At 35.5% G+C, this 15499-nt stretch carries 12 protein-coding genes; all 12 read right to left on the bottom strand.

Features of this window, described 5'->3' with window-relative positions; all coding sequences use genetic code 11:
- Positions 1 to 27: 27 nt before the first annotated feature.
- The 12 genes from PND65_RS04415 to PND65_RS04360 all read right to left on the bottom strand — a co-directional run bounded on the left by PND65_RS04415 (position 28) and on the right by PND65_RS04360 (position 15218).
- Positions 28 to 435 carry a DUF523 domain-containing protein gene (locus PND65_RS04415; RefSeq protein ID WP_087159122.1) on the bottom strand — a complete coding sequence of 136 codons (408 nt, stop codon included), beginning with the start codon at positions 433 to 435 and terminating at the stop codon, positions 28 to 30.
- Positions 436 to 1878 carry a glycogen synthase GlgA gene (glgA, locus tag PND65_RS04410; protein WP_022356391.1) on the bottom strand — a complete coding sequence of 481 codons (1443 nt, stop codon included), beginning with the start codon at positions 1876 to 1878 and terminating at the stop codon, positions 436 to 438.
- Positions 1878 to 2999, bottom strand: coding sequence for a glucose-1-phosphate adenylyltransferase subunit GlgD (glgD, locus tag PND65_RS04405; protein WP_035402316.1), 1122 nt, complete (start codon positions 2997 to 2999; stop codon positions 1878 to 1880). The genes glgA and glgD overlap by 1 nt, the downstream gene beginning before the upstream one ends.
- A gap of 4 nt (positions 3000 to 3003) precedes the next feature.
- Positions 3004 to 4143, bottom strand: a complete 1140-nt coding sequence (locus tag PND65_RS04400; protein ID WP_271990699.1) for a glucose-1-phosphate adenylyltransferase — start codon at positions 4141 to 4143, stop codon at positions 3004 to 3006.
- Between the two features lie 143 nt (positions 4144 to 4286).
- Complete coding sequence (locus PND65_RS04395) at positions 4287 to 6872, bottom strand: ABC transporter ATP-binding protein/permease (protein ID WP_087159124.1); 2586 nt, start codon at positions 6870 to 6872, stop codon at positions 4287 to 4289.
- A 104-nt stretch (positions 6873 to 6976) separates the two neighbouring features.
- Positions 6977 to 7741: a putative ABC transporter permease gene (locus tag PND65_RS04390; RefSeq protein WP_015535713.1), complete on the bottom strand. Its 765-nt coding sequence runs from the start codon at positions 7739 to 7741 to the stop codon at positions 6977 to 6979.
- 1 nt (position 7742) lies between these two features.
- Positions 7743 to 8993 (bottom strand): 2-hydroxyacyl-CoA dehydratase, encoded by a 1251-nt coding sequence (locus PND65_RS04385; RefSeq protein ID WP_271990701.1) that lies wholly within the window; start codon positions 8991 to 8993, stop codon positions 7743 to 7745.
- Positions 8986 to 11913, bottom strand: a complete 2928-nt coding sequence (locus PND65_RS04380) for an acyl-CoA dehydratase activase (RefSeq protein ID WP_271990703.1) — start codon at positions 11911 to 11913, stop codon at positions 8986 to 8988. The genes PND65_RS04385 and PND65_RS04380 overlap by 8 nt, the downstream gene beginning before the upstream one ends.
- 126 nt (positions 11914 to 12039) lie before the next feature.
- On the bottom strand, positions 12040 to 12411 hold the full coding sequence (locus tag PND65_RS04375) for a DUF956 family protein (protein ID WP_271990705.1): 372 nt from the start codon (positions 12409 to 12411) through the stop codon (positions 12040 to 12042).
- 62 nt (positions 12412 to 12473) lie between these two features.
- Positions 12474 to 13391: a PTS system mannose/fructose/sorbose family transporter subunit IID gene (locus PND65_RS04370; protein ID WP_271990707.1), complete on the bottom strand. Its 918-nt coding sequence runs from the start codon at positions 13389 to 13391 to the stop codon at positions 12474 to 12476.
- Positions 13392 to 13415: 24 nt separating this feature from the next.
- Complete coding sequence (locus PND65_RS04365; RefSeq protein ID WP_271990709.1) at positions 13416 to 14222, bottom strand: PTS mannose/fructose/sorbose transporter subunit IIC; 807 nt, start codon at positions 14220 to 14222, stop codon at positions 13416 to 13418.
- 15 nt (positions 14223 to 14237) lie between these two features.
- Complete coding sequence (locus PND65_RS04360; RefSeq protein ID WP_271990711.1) at positions 14238 to 15218, bottom strand: mannose/fructose/sorbose PTS transporter subunit IIA; 981 nt, start codon at positions 15216 to 15218, stop codon at positions 14238 to 14240.
- Between the last annotated feature and the right edge of the window lie 281 nt (positions 15219 to 15499).

Below are 15499 nucleotides of genomic sequence, written 5' to 3'. Positions count from 1 at the left end.
AAAACAATACTAAATAGCATTTTTTGATTACGCTTCCAAAATCAAAACATTTAATTCCTTTAACTCTCTTGCAAAGATACCATCTTTTATCACAAGACGTTTTGTAAATGTTCCATCATATACCAAGGAAGCACCACAACTAGGACTTCTTTTCTTTAGGATTGCTAATGTTATTTTTTCTTTTTTAGCAATTTCCAAAGCTTTTTTTGCTCCTAATTGATAAGGATACGTATAATCATTTCCATCTTTACCGATTACCTTATCTCCTATAATCTCACAAGGAATTCTAGGTACGGATAATCCACCCATCACTTCAGGACAGACTGGAATGATTTCATGTCCCTTTAATAATTCATTTAAAATAGGATCGTAGTTATTACCACCTGAATATTTACAGTTATGACCTAATAAACAGGCGCTGACCAATACTTTCATTTACTGATTCAACAACTCATCATATAACAGGCAATATGTTTTAGCACTGTTCTGCCAAGAAACATCGGAATTTAAAGCATTTGTGACTAACATATCCCAATCCTGCTTACGATTATAGTATACATCGATCGCATAATATAATGTGTGGATCAAATCATTTGAATCGTATTTTTCAAAGCTGAATCCGTTCCCTGTTTTATCATATTCATTATATGCATTAACAGTGTCTTTTAATCCACCTGTTTCACGCACAAGAGGTAAAGTACCATAGCGCAATGAACATAACTGAGATAATCCGCATGGTTCAAACAAACTTGGCATCAGGAACAAATCGCTTGCTGCATAGATTCGATGAGCAAGGCTTTCATTATATCCTTGATAGAAACAAATCTTTCCTTTATTGCCGTTTTCAAGCTCTCTGAACTTCTGTTCGATTTGTTTTTCGCCGCTACCTAAGATAACCAATTGAATTGGAGCTGCACATAATGCATCAAGTTGTTCCATCAAAAGATAGAAACCTTTTTGCCAAGTCAAACGACTTACACATCCAACCAACATTACATCTTTATTTTCATCTAAGCCCAATTCTTTTTGCAATGCCAATTTGTTTTTAAGTTTCTCACTTTTAATATTTACTTTATCAAAGTGATATGGAATTTCTGGGTCGGTTTTAGGGTTCCACAATTCAATATCGATTCCATTTACAATGCCCCACAAATCATACTTACGCATATTCAATACCGCTTCTAGATGTTCACCATATTGACTTGTAAGAATCTCCTGTGAGTATGTTGGAGAAACAGTAGTGATTTTATCAGAATAAAGGATACCTGATTTCATGAAGGAAATACCTCCGTCGAAACGCACGTTTCCGTTATCTAATAGATAATAAGGTAAACCTAGACATGAATCTAACATTTCAGGGCCAAAGTTTCCTTGGAACGCTAAATTATGGATCGTGTAAACAAAACGAATCGCGTTGTAACGTGAGTCATTGTTATGCGTTTCTTTGATCATACAAGGAATCATACCAGTATGCCAATCATGACAATGGATGATATTAGGCCAGTAGTTCAACTGATTCAACATTTCGATAACAGCTTTCTGGAAATACGCAAAACGTTCTCCATCATCCTGATATCCATATAATGTATCTCTTTCAAAGTAACCTTGATGCTGGATAAAGAAGAAACAAACATCATCTACCATTTTTGAGTATACACGTACAGGAACTTCCTGATAGTTAATAGATACTGTATATTCACAATCGAAATACAATTCATCCATGTATTTTTCAGCAATCTTGCGATATAAAGGCATTACTACTTTCACTTCATGACCCTTTTCTGTCAAAGCTAAAGGCAATGAACCAATAACATCGGCAAGACCACCTGTTTTAATGAAAGGAAGGCCTTCACTGGCAACCATTAAAATTGAAGCCATTAAACATTCTCCCTTCTACCGATATACAAAGGATCTTCCGCATTACCGATCAATTCTTTTTTCTTAAGAACCTTAGAATGTTTATCAATGATCACATTCTTCAATACAGCATCTTCCCCAATGACAACATCGGACATAATAACACAGTTTTCAATCTTAGCACCTTTGCCAATTACACTTCCACGACCAATGATCGAATTCTTTACAGATCCGCTGATCTGACATCCATTGGCAATAAATGAACCGCTTGCACTTCCACCTTTTAAATAAATTGCTGGTGCTGTATCACTTGTACGAGTGTAGATTGGCCAAGAGTCTTTAGAGAACTGTTTCATTTGAGATTCTTCCAGTAAAGCTAAATTACTTTCAAAATAAGAACGTAAATCATTGATACAGTAAACATTTCCACGATAGTTGATTGCACGAATATCCATATCAACACAGTGATCATTTACGATATCTTTGAACCAGTACATACTGCTGACTTTACGTGCTTCCTTAACAAGTTGAATAAATAATTCTTTTGATAAGATATAAGTTTGCAAAGAAAGAGCACGGGTCTTGTAATTACCAAGATTCTGTTCAATCTTTAATACACCTTTTTGGCGATTCATCTGTAATACATCACAGTTGATATATTTATCTTTTGCATCATCTACGTTTTGATAAAGAATAGAAATCTCTGCTCCACTTTCAATGTGCTGATTTAACAAATCTTTATAATTTGCTGTATAGATCATATTAACTGGTGCAATGATTACATAATCATTGGTGTTATCTTCAATCTGATTAATATTGTTGTAATAACTTTCTACATCTGGAGCAAACTCTGGATTACCGCGACCCTCTTCATTGTAGTATGGAATCAAATCAAGGCTACCATGTTTTGAATTGATATTGTATTGACGGCCATCTCCAATATGCTCGATCATAGGGCGAGGATTTCCCTTGATGAAAACCTGGATCTCATCAATTCCTGAATTTGTCATATTTGAAATCGGAAAATCGACAAGACGATATCTTCCTAAAAAGTTAAAACCTGCGATAGGACGATATTCCTGCAACCCTTGAACATATACGTTAAGTCCGTTGTATGTAATAATTCCTAATGCGTTACACATATGCTTACTCACCTTTCTTTACTCGTTTTGAGATCAGAGCAATTTCTTTATTATCTAAAGAACCTACAACTGCACCAGCATCGATCTTAACACCTTCGGCAACGATAGCACGATACACTTTAGCTCCTTCTCCAACATGAACACCTGGCATCAATACAGCCTGCTGTACATCTGCACCTTCTTCAATTGTCACATGATTGAACAAAACAGAATCTTTTGCGTTTCCACGGATAATAGCACCCTGGTTAATGTAACAATGTTCAACTGAACCAGTAGAACTTACATAGTGAGGTAAAGCTGGAACGTCTTCTGTATAAATCTTCCAATTTGGATCATCTAGATTTAATTCATTATTCTTTTCTAACAAGTCCATGTTTGCTTCCCACAAGGAATCGATAGTACCAACATCTTTCCAATATCCTTCGAATTTATAAGACATTAAATTCTTACCTTGTTCAAGGAATGAAGGAATGATATTTTTACCAAAATCATGAGCACTGCCTTCAACTTGAGCATCTCCGATCAACTCTTTTCGTAAAGCTTTCCAGTTAAAGATATAAATACCCATACTTGCCAAGTTTGATTTTGGCTGTGCTGGTTTTTCTTCAAATTCTATGATACGTCCATTTTCATCACAGTTCATGATACCAAAACGACTAGCTTCTTTCATAGGAACTGGTAAGACTGCAATTGTACAGTCAGCATTATTGGCTTTATGACAAGATAACATATCTGCATAATCCATTTTATAAATGTGGTCTCCAGAAAGGATCAAAACGTATTCTGGATCAAAGCGATCGATAAAGTCGATATTCTGATTGATCGCATCGGCAGTACCTTGATAAACATCAAATTTAGTTCCATCTTTTTCACGTGGAGGTAAAACATAGACACCACTTCCTCGAGTATCTAAGCCCCATCTTTGTCCAGCACCAGCATAAGCATTCAACTGAACTGACTCATACTGTGTCAAAACACCTACTATATCAATATTAGAGTTTGCACAGTTGCTCAAAGGAAAATCGATAATACGATATTTTCCACCAAAGTATACGGCCGGTTTCGCATTGTTTTTTGTAAGATCAAACAAACGAGTTCCTCGACCACCCGCTAATATCATTGCGAGCATATTATTTTGTTTCATACTCATCCTCCTATTTAGTATATTTACTATTAAAGTATATCACTTTTTTCTAAAAATAAAATGCTTTTCCGGGCTTTTTGTATGCGTTTACATAATTTTAATGAAAAATAGTTGAAAATTTTACTTCTCAACTATTTTTATAACTATTCACTTCTTAAAGCTTCTACTGGATCTTTTTTACTTGCATACTTTGATGGAATCAAACCAGCAATAATAGTCAATAATAAGCTTATTAATACTAAAATTATTCCACCCTGCCATGGCAAGATTGCAATATTAGCCACACCAGTATAATGCTCAACGATTGTGCTGATTGGGAAATTTAAGATCAATGTAATCACAATACCCAGTACACCAGAGATCAATCCTTCAATGAAAGTTTCGGCATTGAATACTCGGGAAATATCTTTCTTAGAGGCTCCAATAGCACGAAGGATTCCAATTTCTTTTGTTCTTTCTAGTACAGAGATATACGTAATGATACCAATCATAATGCTCGAAACGATCAAAGATACGCTGACAAAACCGATTAATACATAACTTATCATATTAATGACTGTAGAAACACTTTCTAACATCATTCCTATAAAGTCATTATATGTGATCACATCCGCCATTTCACCATTTGATTTTTGTTCTTCATTGTAATCATTGATCATATCACTGATCAATTCTTTCTGTTCGAAACTGGATGCATAAATTGAGATTGCCGTTGGAGAATCCGTATCTACAACTCCAATTTTAGAAAGATTGCTTTCATATGTCGCATTGACATTTTCATTGTAACTAGCCATATATTGCATCAATTCAGATTCAGACATAGAAGCCATCATCATTCTTTGTTCGTCTGTTAAATTCGATAAGGATAATTCATCTTGTTCATCAAAAGACTGTCCAGTAAATACATTGGTGTTTGGATTATCTATTTGTTGTTTAGCTATCTCGCTTTGGGATGACTGTTCGATAATATAATCCTGCATATCATCTGTGTACATCACACCACCCATGGTCATACGTTTTACTGATGAATCTTTTGGTTTTATTATACCTACAACTTTTACTTCCAAGGCATTGTCTACTACATTTTGAACAAATTCTTCGTCATCGCTTTGATCAATCCAAACACCATTGGATTCTCTATATAAATCAGAAGGTAAAACAAGCTTAAAGCTCATATTCAAAATCTCCTCTGGAGTATACGATACTGTATCAGAAGTTTCGATTTTTTCAATATTACCATTTAGCAATTGATTGTAATTATTAACCAATTCATCCTGGTCCATCAAACCTAATGAATATAAAGCGTAATCTGTAATCTGATTATTCTCATCTACAGCCAAAACAACTTCATTATAGTCATTAGCCCATTCGCCATTTACCAATTCATATTCTTCATCTCTTAAAACAGAACTTGTCGGTAGTTTTGTCCAGACTTCATTATTAGCCATCGTTGTGCTTGAAGACATAAACTGGTTCTGCAAGCTCATCATGTCTGAGAAACCTAGCCTTTCCAGTAAGCCATTTGGACTTACCTGAATTAGTCCTTTGTCCCCATTGTCATTATAGATAAGCGGTGTAATACTGTAATCATACTCAATTGCCTTGGTATTCTTTACAAATTCTTTCCCCTCTTTTGAATCCAAATATTCTTTAAAAGCTGTCAGGTTATTAGATTCTTCACTAGATAAAGAATTTAAAATATCATTTACATACGGTCTAGAAGTTATATTATCAGTATCATTGACGCTTTCATCACTGTGCATTTCCATCATAGCTGACATCATAGCTGACATATCCATAGAATTATCTTGTATCTCTATTGGATAAGATGCCATCGTATCATTTTCTACAGTATTAATATATGTTTGCACACCGTTTGATAAAGATAAGATCAATGCGATACCGATGATACCAATACTTCCCGCAAAGCTGGTTAAGAATGTTCTTCCTTTCTTTGTCATCAAGTTGTTTAAACTCAAAGATAAAGCAGTCTTAAATGACATAGATGGTTTTGCCAGATTCTCTTGTGATACATCAATTTTTTCCTGTTCAGATACTGGATCCGAATCACTTTGTATCTCTCCGTCCAGTAATCGAATGATGCGTGTTGAATATTGCTTAGCAAGATCTGGATTATGTGTAACCATAATGACCAATCGATCTTTTGCAATTTCTTGTAAGAGATCCATGATCTGTACACTTGTCACCGAATCCAAAGCACCCGTTGGCTCATCTGCCAGTAAGATATCCGGATTGTTCACCAAGGCGCGTGCAATCGCAACTCGCTGCATTTGCCCTCCTGACATTTGAGTTGGCTTTTTATCCAATTGATCTTTTAGACCAACTTTCTCTAAAACCTCAATCGCTCTTTGGCGACGCTCTTCTTTTCCAACACCTGTCAATGTCAAAGCAAGCTCAACATTGGATAATACGCTTTGATGCATGATCAAGTTATAACTTTGAAAAACAAAGCCTACACGATGATTACGATATGTATCCCAATCTTTATCAGAATAATCTTTTGTAGATTTTCCATTAATGATCAAGTCTCCACTTGTATAATGATCTAAACCTCCTATGATGTTTAAAAAAGTTGTTTTACCACATCCACTCTGTCCTAGAATTGATACAAATTCATTGTCTCTAAATGTAACAGAAACTCCTTTTAATGCATGAACAACTTCATTGGATGTTTGATAATCTTTGACTAGATTTTTACACTCTAACAAAATATTCACCTCTAATTTAAATATGTTGTTATTATACATTTATTTAAGTCACTTAACAATATTTGTGAAGAAAAAGTTACTCTACAATGTGATAGAGTAACCATTCACTTAGTAAGTTTTTTAACAATATCTTGTAATTGATTTAATTGATCAGAAAGTTTTCGATCCGGGAACGCACGTACAATATGTTTTTTACGTAATTCATCGATCATCTCAACACGTTTTTGAATTCTTTTCCTAACAACATCCAATTCTTTATGATCATTGATCCATCTTTCAAATTCTTCATTTAGAATATCACGATCCGATTCAAATTGTGCTCGTAATTCGTCAATATCTTCTTTCAATTTCAAGAACACTTTCTTACGACGCAATAATACAATGACTGTATTGACAATATCGATCACAAAGAAAATTGTAAACATGATTAGGAAGATAACCAAAAAACCTAAAGGAATTCTCTCAACAAAACGACTCACGATAGGATGAAGGCCATAAACAACCACTAATGCCATTAATCCAAACAACAGTGAGTTTTGAAGACAAATTCTACCATTGATGTTAAATGGATATGTACTATAATCCCACCATCTAGTTGCGAATAACTTTTCCATAACAAAGCTTGTAATATATTCGAGAATGCTTGTTAAGACCATTCCAAATATAAAAACGACAATTGGATGTTTAGAAACCATTAGCAAAGGATAAATTACAAGCAAAGCTCCAAAACCATAGATTGGACAATAAGGACCATATAAGAAACCACGGTTAATAAATTTTCTTTTTCCAATCCCACAATAAATATCTTCACAAACCCATCCTAAAAAAGCATAAACAATGAAATAAGTATAAGCATATAATAATTCCATATTAACCCTCTTTCATCGTTTCTGACAATTTTGCGTTTGCTAACATCAAACGAATTCGATTTTCCTGATTTACTTTAGAAGCGCTTGGATCATAATCAATTGCGACAATATTGGCTTCAGGATATTTTTCTTTGATACGACGAACCATTCCCTTGGCAACGATATGATTTGGAAGGCAGCCAAATGGCTGAGCGGAAATGACATTGGTAACTCCAGATTTTATTAAAGAAACAACTTCACTTGTTAACAGCCAGCCTTCTCCCATCTTAACTCCTTTATCAATAAAACCTTTTCCGTTTTCTATGACTTCACTAAAATCATCAGGAGCTGTAAATGTTCCATCTTTATTAATTGCATCAATAAATTGTTTCTGCATGTGCATAATAATACCCTTCGCCATCGAATATAAAGGATAGCTGATCGCATTACGATTATAATACTCATGATCGATCAAACCATTTTCAACGCAATACAAACCAAAATCCATAACACCCGATAAAACTGGTTCAAACCCTTCATTAATCAAGTAATCGACTAGATTTTGATTTCCTAGAGGAGAATATTTCATATAAATTTCTCCAACAATACCTATACGAATCTTTTTTTCATCGTTTCTTGGAATATTTTTAAAGCGTTGTATCATATATTTATAAATCTGTTTTGATTTACGATATTGATTATTGTTAAAATACTCAACTAAATCATTCAAGATATCATCTATTACCTGATCCGTTTGACCTTTGATCTTTTCATATGGCTTTACTTGATTTTCCAGCCGCATCAATGCATCTCCATATAATACAGCATAAAGCACCTCCATGATCAAAGCTGGGGTTAATTTAAAAGCGCTGTCCTTTTCAAGACCTGAGAAATTTACCGAAAGGCATGGTATATGCTGCCACCCTTCCATGGCAAGAGCTTTTCTTAACAAAGGAAGATAATTGCTGGCACGACATCCTCCAGCCGTCTGTGTGATAACCAAAGCTACATGATCAAGGTCATACTTTCCACTTTTTAAGGCATCAATAAACTGTCCAATGACCAACAAAGCTGGATAACATGTATCGTTATGAACATGGCTTAATCCTTCTTCTTTTACAGAATCTTTCATATTTTCCAACACTTCAACTTTATATCCGTTTTTCGCAAAGATAGGTGTGAACAAACGAAAATGAATCGGTAACATTGAAGGTACCAGGATTGTGCTGGTCTCTTTCATTTCCGGTGTAAACTTAGCATATGAATTATCCATGTTGACCCCCTTTATTTTGTGCAAGTGCTGACTGTAAAGAACGTAGACGAATCTTTACTGCACCCTGGTTATCGATTTCATCAATTTTGATTTGTGTATAGAATTTATGACCTTCTTTCAAGATTGCCTTCACTTCATCGGTCGTGATCGCATCAATTCCACATCCAAAACTTACCAGCTGGATCAAGTTCATATCTGGATTTTCACATACATAATGTGCAGCTTGATATAATCTAGCGTGATATGTCCACTGATTTAAAACATTAACCTTATGTGCTGGCTGTCTAGGAACACTTTCTTCGCTGACCACTACAAAACCTAGTGTTGTCAAAAGTTGATTGATCTGATGATTTACCAATGGGTCTAAGTGATATGGACGACCACATAATACAGCTATCTGTAAATTATGCTCACGCGCAAATTTAACGGCATCAATATGTTTTTGAACCAATTCTTCATGAAAATCGCGATATTTGTTCATAGCCGTTCTAAAGGCAATTTTGACATCATTTTTATTGAAATGAATATCGACAGTTTCAAAAGCTTTGATCATCTTTTCAACAAAGTTCTTCTCGTTGTCAAAACTGATAAATGGGTACAAGAATTTTGTATTATTTAAATCCATATTAGCTGCAATTACTTCTGGATAATAAGCAACTAAAGGACAGTTATAATGGTTATCTGATTGATTTTCATCCAAGTTATAAGTCATACAAGGATAAAAGATCAAAGGAAGTTCTTGATCTACAAGTTGTTTAATGTGACCATGTACAAGTTTTGCGGGAAAACAAGCCGTATCACTTGGAATTGTATGCTGTCCATCATGATACATATCCAATGTACTTGGTGTGCTCCATACAACTTCATACCCTAAGACATCAAAGAAATTTGTCCAAAATGGTAATAAATCATAATTATTCAATACTAAAGGCATACCAATCTTCTTATCATGAGAAATATTTTTTTGAACCTTTTGCATCATAGATGCCTTTTCTTTGAAAAGATCGGGAATTTCCAATTTTTCTTTTTGATCATGAATGATCATCTTTTCGCACTTATTTCCTGCAACTAGACGACTACCATCTGAAAAAGTATTAATTGTTAAAGCACAATGATTTGTACAACCTTGACAAGTTGTAGAAACCGACTTATGAGTGAAATTTTTTAATTGTTCATAATTTAAGATTGAACTTCGTGTACGATGAAGTTTTTGAGCGTATAATGCAGCACCAAAAGCTCCCATTAAATGTGCAATGCTGGGACGTATTACTTCTAAGCCAAGCTCTTGTTCAAAAGATCTTAGAACTGCATCGTTTTGGAAAGTTCCGCCTTGAACAACGATATGTTCTCCGATATCTTTTTTATTCTTCGCACGAATTACTTTATATAAAGCATTTTTGACAACGGATTTACACAATCCGGCTGAAATATCTTCGATCGTCGCACCATTCTTTTGAGCTTGTTTTACACCTGAATTCATAAATACAGTACATCTAGTTCCCAGTTCAACAGGATTTTTTGATTTTAGTCCCAATTGAGCAAAAGTTTCAACATCATACCCTAAAGATTTAGCAAATGTTTCGATGAATGAGCCACAACCGCTGCTGCATGCTTCATTCAATACGATATCATCAATTCTTCCATCTCGAATCTTAAAACATTTGATATCCTGACCACCTATATCAAGAATATAATCCACCTCCGGATTAAATAAGCAGGCAGCCGTATAATGCGCAATTGTCTCAACGATCCCACCATCTAAATGGAAGGCGTGACGCATTAATTCTTCCCCGTATCCGGTTGCATACGATCCATAGATACGAATATTTGGATTTGTTTCATATATCTTCATCAAATCTGCTCTAACGACCGCTAAAGGATCTCCTTTATTAGATGTATAAGATTCATACAATATTTCATGATCTTCATTTAATAAAACGAGTTTTGTCGTCGTTGATCCAGAATCGACACCAAGATAAGCCTTACCAGTATATAAACTTAAATCTGCATATTTAGCATCACTTTGATGATGACGAGCTTTGAAGGTCTCATAATCCGCTTTATCTTCAAACAAAGGCCTTGTACTTTCCGTGCTGGATGGTGCGTTCAAAAGATCTTCAAGTATAGAAACAAGTTCATCTCTTGTAAACATCTTGTCTGCACATAAAGCAGCTCCTAAGGCGACAAAATTGATCGCGGTATCTGGACAAGTAATTTGATCGTCTGCAAGTTTCAAAGTTTCCTGGAAACGATCTCTTAGACCAGACAAGAAATACAAAGGGCCTCCTAAAAACAAAACATTTCCCTCAATATTTCTTCCTTGCGCTAAAGATGTGATCGTCTGATCTACGACTGCTTGAAAAATACTAGCACTCAAATTCGATTTGCTGACGCCTTGATTGATCAAAGGTTGTACATCCGTTTTCGCAAAAACTCCACATCTAGATGCGATTGGATAAATCTTATCATGTTTCAAACTAACTTCATTCATCGTTTCAAGATCAACGTCCAATAAACTAGCCATTTGATCGATAAATGCACCAGTACCACCTGCACATGTTGAGTTCATACGTTGTTCAATAGAACCTTTAAAGAATAATATCTTTGCATCTTCTCCACCTAGTTCTATAGCACAATCAGTATCTGGATAATATTTACGAATAGCTGTCGCACTGGCAAATACTTCTTGAACAAAAGGAAGCTTTAAATCATCACATAAACCTAAGGCTCCTGAACCACTTATCGCAAACTGAAATGGTTCCTTCGTATATCTTTCTAGTTCCTTAATTTTCTCTAAAGCTTTTTGACGCACCTGCGCCTTATGTCTTTCGTAGCTTTTATAACAAATTTGTTGATTTTCATCGAGCACTACAGCTTTTATCGTTGTGCTGCCTATATCAAAACCAATCTTATAAGTCATACATACACCCCACTAAATATGTTATTATACTCATTTTTTCAAAAAAATCACTTATTTTAATCAAATTTGTTAAGATGCTTAAATATCTACATTAACATAATAAAAAAACTTGCAGAAATCTGCAAGTTATTTAATATGAAACAGTCTTTTTAAACCTCTTTTGATGACATCAAAAAAGCTTAAGGAGCGAAACATTCTGTCTTCTGGAAAGTATTTTTTTACTTCTTTTAACGTCTTAATATTATCTCGCGTAGAGAATGTAAAATGCATGCCCTCTTTGGTGAATATCACAAAACGTGAAATTTTCTTTTTAAAAAGAACACTTGCTTCAACACGATCAACTTCTGTCCAAGGAATCTGAATAAAATCCTGAACATTCTTTTCATTATAGAATTCAAAAGCTTTATCACCAATCATGATATTTCCATAGGTTGTTAATCCAAGCATAGAAGTTGCATGGATCGTAAAATCAACTTTCGTATTTTGCGACTGAGCCATGGTTTCCTCCTTTTAAAAAAAGGCCGGGATACCCGGCCTAAAAGACTTTAGTCCAAAGATTATTACATGATACCTGCTAAGTGAGCCAAGATACCAACGATGAACAATGCGATGATGATAACGATTGGAGAAACTTTTTTCTTCAACAACCAGCAACATAGCAATGTTAATAATAGAGCAGCAAGACCAGGAATCAACTGATCTAAGTTAGCCTGTAATGTAGTTTCTTTGATTTGGTTAAGACCTGCACCGCCCAATGAATTATATTGTTCTAAGGCAGATTTGATGCCTTCTGCATCCCCAGTGATTTTTGACCAGTCAATGTAAGCACCTGCAGATTGTTCAACACTAGATACAACTGGCGTAAATGAAATACTTACCCAACGCTGAACCAAGCCGCCGATGATGAACATACCAAGAATACTTGCGCCAGAAGTGATTTTTCCTAGCAATCCACCAGACAAGTCTTTAGTAATTTCTGTACCAACTTTATACCCAAATTCCTGAGTATACCAAATAAATGCAAAACGAATAACGTTCCATGCTACGAAGAATAAGATAGGTCCCATGATACTTCCTGACAATGCAAGAGAAGCACCCATTGCACCTAAGATAGGTCTCAATGTGAACCAGAATGCAGGGTCACCAACACCAGCCAATGGACCCATCATACCAACTTTTACACCCTGGATAGCTTCATCATCGATTGATGCACCATTTGCCTTATCTTCTTCTAAAGCTAATGTAACACCAACAACTGGAGCTGATACATAAGGATGTGTGTTGTAGAATGCCATATGACGTTTCAATGCAGCAATCTGATCTTCTTTGTTAGGATATAGACGTTTGATTGCTGGAATCATTGAATAGCACCAACCACCATTCTGCATACGTTCATAGTTCCAAGAACCTTGAAGGAACTGATGACGGAACGCTACAGAAAAACGGTCTTTTTTAGTTAATTGAATTCTTTCAGCCATTTTATTTTACCTCCTTCAAGTTTCCTAGTAATCATTTAAGATATCTCCTAATGGATCACCAGAACCAGTGTTTCCATTAGAGCCACCACTTTCTTTAAGTCCTAAGTAAACAAGTGCGATAACAACACCGATTACACCAAGACCGATCAATGTGATTTCGCTGATACATGCAACAACGAAACCTAAAGCAAAGAATGGCCAAGTTTCTTTTGTAGCCATCATGTTGATAACCATCGCGTAACCAACAGCAGCTACCATTCCACCACCAATACTCATACCATCAGCTAACCAAGCAGGCATTGCTTCCAATGCAGCCTGAACAGCTTCAGCAGGAATATAGCATAGTGCAACAGCAGGAATAGCAATACGAACACCTTGCATCAAGATTACGATAATCTGCCAAGTTTCGATTCCACGGAAGTTACCTTTTTCTGCAGCAGCATCCATGAAATGAACGATTGGAATTGCCAATGTACGACAAACCATTGTTAAGAATAAACCAGCTACTGACAATGGAATAGCAACAGCAATCGCTGAATCAATAACAGTCTGAGCATCTGTTGCTCCACCTAAACCTTTAACCATGATGATTGCAGAAGCTACAGAAGCTAATGCAGCATCTGGTGCAACAGCCGCACCAATGTTTGCCCATCCAAGAGCAATCATCTGAAGTGAACCACCAAGAATGATACCTTCTTCTAAGTATCCACTTACTAAACCGATCAATGTACATGCCACGATTGGCTGATGGAACTGGAATTCATCCAATATACCTTCCATACCAGCAAGAAGGGCAACGACAGCGATCAGCAAAATTGTAATAAAAGACATATATTTTCCTCCTAATTATGCTAGTTCGCTTTTTGCTTTGTTTAACAGATCTTCAATCTTTTCTGGAGAATCAGATGGAACTTTACGTACATCAAATTTAACTCCTAGAGACTGGATCTTTTCAATTGTATGAACATCATCCATGTCCATCGCAACAGTTTTAGAGCATACAACTTTACCTGCTGAATGAGCCATAGAACCTAAGTTCAATTCTTTGATATCAACTCCACCCTCGATTGCGCGTAATGCATCTTGAGGAGTTTCGAATAGAAGCATTGCTTTAGTTGCTCCAAAACGTACGTCTTTAGCAACCTTGATCATCTTATCAACAGGAACAACGTTGGCTTTTACTCCTGGAGGAGCCGCCTGTTCAATCATGCTCTTTCTTAATTCATCTTTACTTACTGCATCAGATACAACGATAATACGTGTTGGAGAAACTGCCTTTGTCCATGCAGTCGCAACCTGTCCATGCAATAAACGAGTATCAATACGAGCTAATACATATTTGATCTTTCCATCACCTAATACTGTACCTTCAGGAATAGCCCCACGTGGTTCAACCTGAGCTTGTACTGGTTCTGGTTTTTCTGGTTCAAGTTCTTCTGGACGAACTTTTACACCTTCTCTAGCTGTCTCTAAGATATGAGCAGCGATTTCATGTGCTTTTTCCATAGACATTCTTGAAGCATATGTTTCAATCAACATAGGTAAATTCAAACCTGTAACGATTGCCCATTTATCTTCATGTCCAGCGATCAAGCCATTTGCCTGATTAAATGGTGTTCCACCCCAAAGGTCAACTAGGAACAACACTTCATCCTGGCTTTCGAAAGAAGCAATTGCAGCTTCCATTTTTTCCTTAATGTCTTCTGGTCCTTCGCTTGGCATTAAAGTACAGGCTACACAATCTTGTTGTTTACCAAAGATCATTTCACCAGACTGTAAGATACCATTGGCAAATTCACCATGACTGGCAATGATAATTCCTACCATCTTTTTACGTCCTTTCTTTTTCGCTTATAGCGTAGAAGAATCAAGAAAAAAAGCCAACAAAAACTACATAAATATTATTATATGAGATTATTAATATTATTATATGAGATTATTGTAAACGCTTAAATTCCTGATAACTGATTAAAGTATAGCATTATTAGTTGATTCAATCAACGAATTTACACATTTTTTCACATATTTAATCTATTATTTATGTTAATTTGACATAATTTGTTAAATAAAAACATTCTCTAAAATAAGTACTAATAATATCTAGACAT

Origin of the sequence: Faecalitalea cylindroides (assembly GCF_028321995.1) — a bacterium.
GTDB classification, from domain to species: domain Bacteria; phylum Bacillota_I; class Bacilli_A; order Erysipelotrichales; family Erysipelotrichaceae; genus Faecalitalea; species Faecalitalea cylindroides.
Note: the sequence above shows the minus strand (reverse complement) of the source record. Positions and strands in the feature narration are given on the sequence as shown.

Coding starts and splice junctions, on each gene's coding strand:
- PND65_RS04375 (WP_271990705.1), bottom strand. CDS start 12,411: ATGGCTCAGTCGCAAAATACGAAAGTTGATTTTACGATCCATGCAACT.
- PND65_RS04400 (WP_271990699.1), bottom strand. CDS start 4,143: ATGAAACAAAATAATATGCTCGCAATGATATTAGCGGGTGGTCGAGGA.
- PND65_RS04360 (WP_271990711.1), bottom strand. CDS start 15,218: ATGGTAGGAATTATCATTGCCAGTCATGGTGAATTTGCCAATGGTATC.
- PND65_RS04370 (WP_271990707.1), bottom strand. CDS start 13,391: ATGGCTGAAAGAATTCAATTAACTAAAAAAGACCGTTTTTCTGTAGCG.
- glgD (WP_035402316.1), bottom strand. CDS start 2,999: ATGTGTAACGCATTAGGAATTATTACATACAACGGACTTAACGTATAT.
- PND65_RS04415 (WP_087159122.1), bottom strand. CDS start 435: ATGAAAGTATTGGTCAGCGCCTGTTTATTAGGTCATAACTGTAAATAT.
- PND65_RS04365 (WP_271990709.1), bottom strand. CDS start 14,222: ATGTCTTTTATTACAATTTTGCTGATCGCTGTCGTTGCCCTTCTTGCT.
- PND65_RS04390 (WP_015535713.1), bottom strand. CDS start 7,741: ATGGAATTATTATATGCTTATACTTATTTCATTGTTTATGCTTTTTTA.
- PND65_RS04385 (WP_271990701.1), bottom strand. CDS start 8,993: ATGGATAATTCATATGCTAAGTTTACACCGGAAATGAAAGAGACCAGC.
- glgA (WP_022356391.1), bottom strand. CDS start 1,878: ATGGCTTCAATTTTAATGGTTGCCAGTGAAGGCCTTCCTTTCATTAAA.
- PND65_RS04380 (WP_271990703.1), bottom strand. CDS start 11,913: ATGACTTATAAGATTGGTTTTGATATAGGCAGCACAACGATAAAAGCT.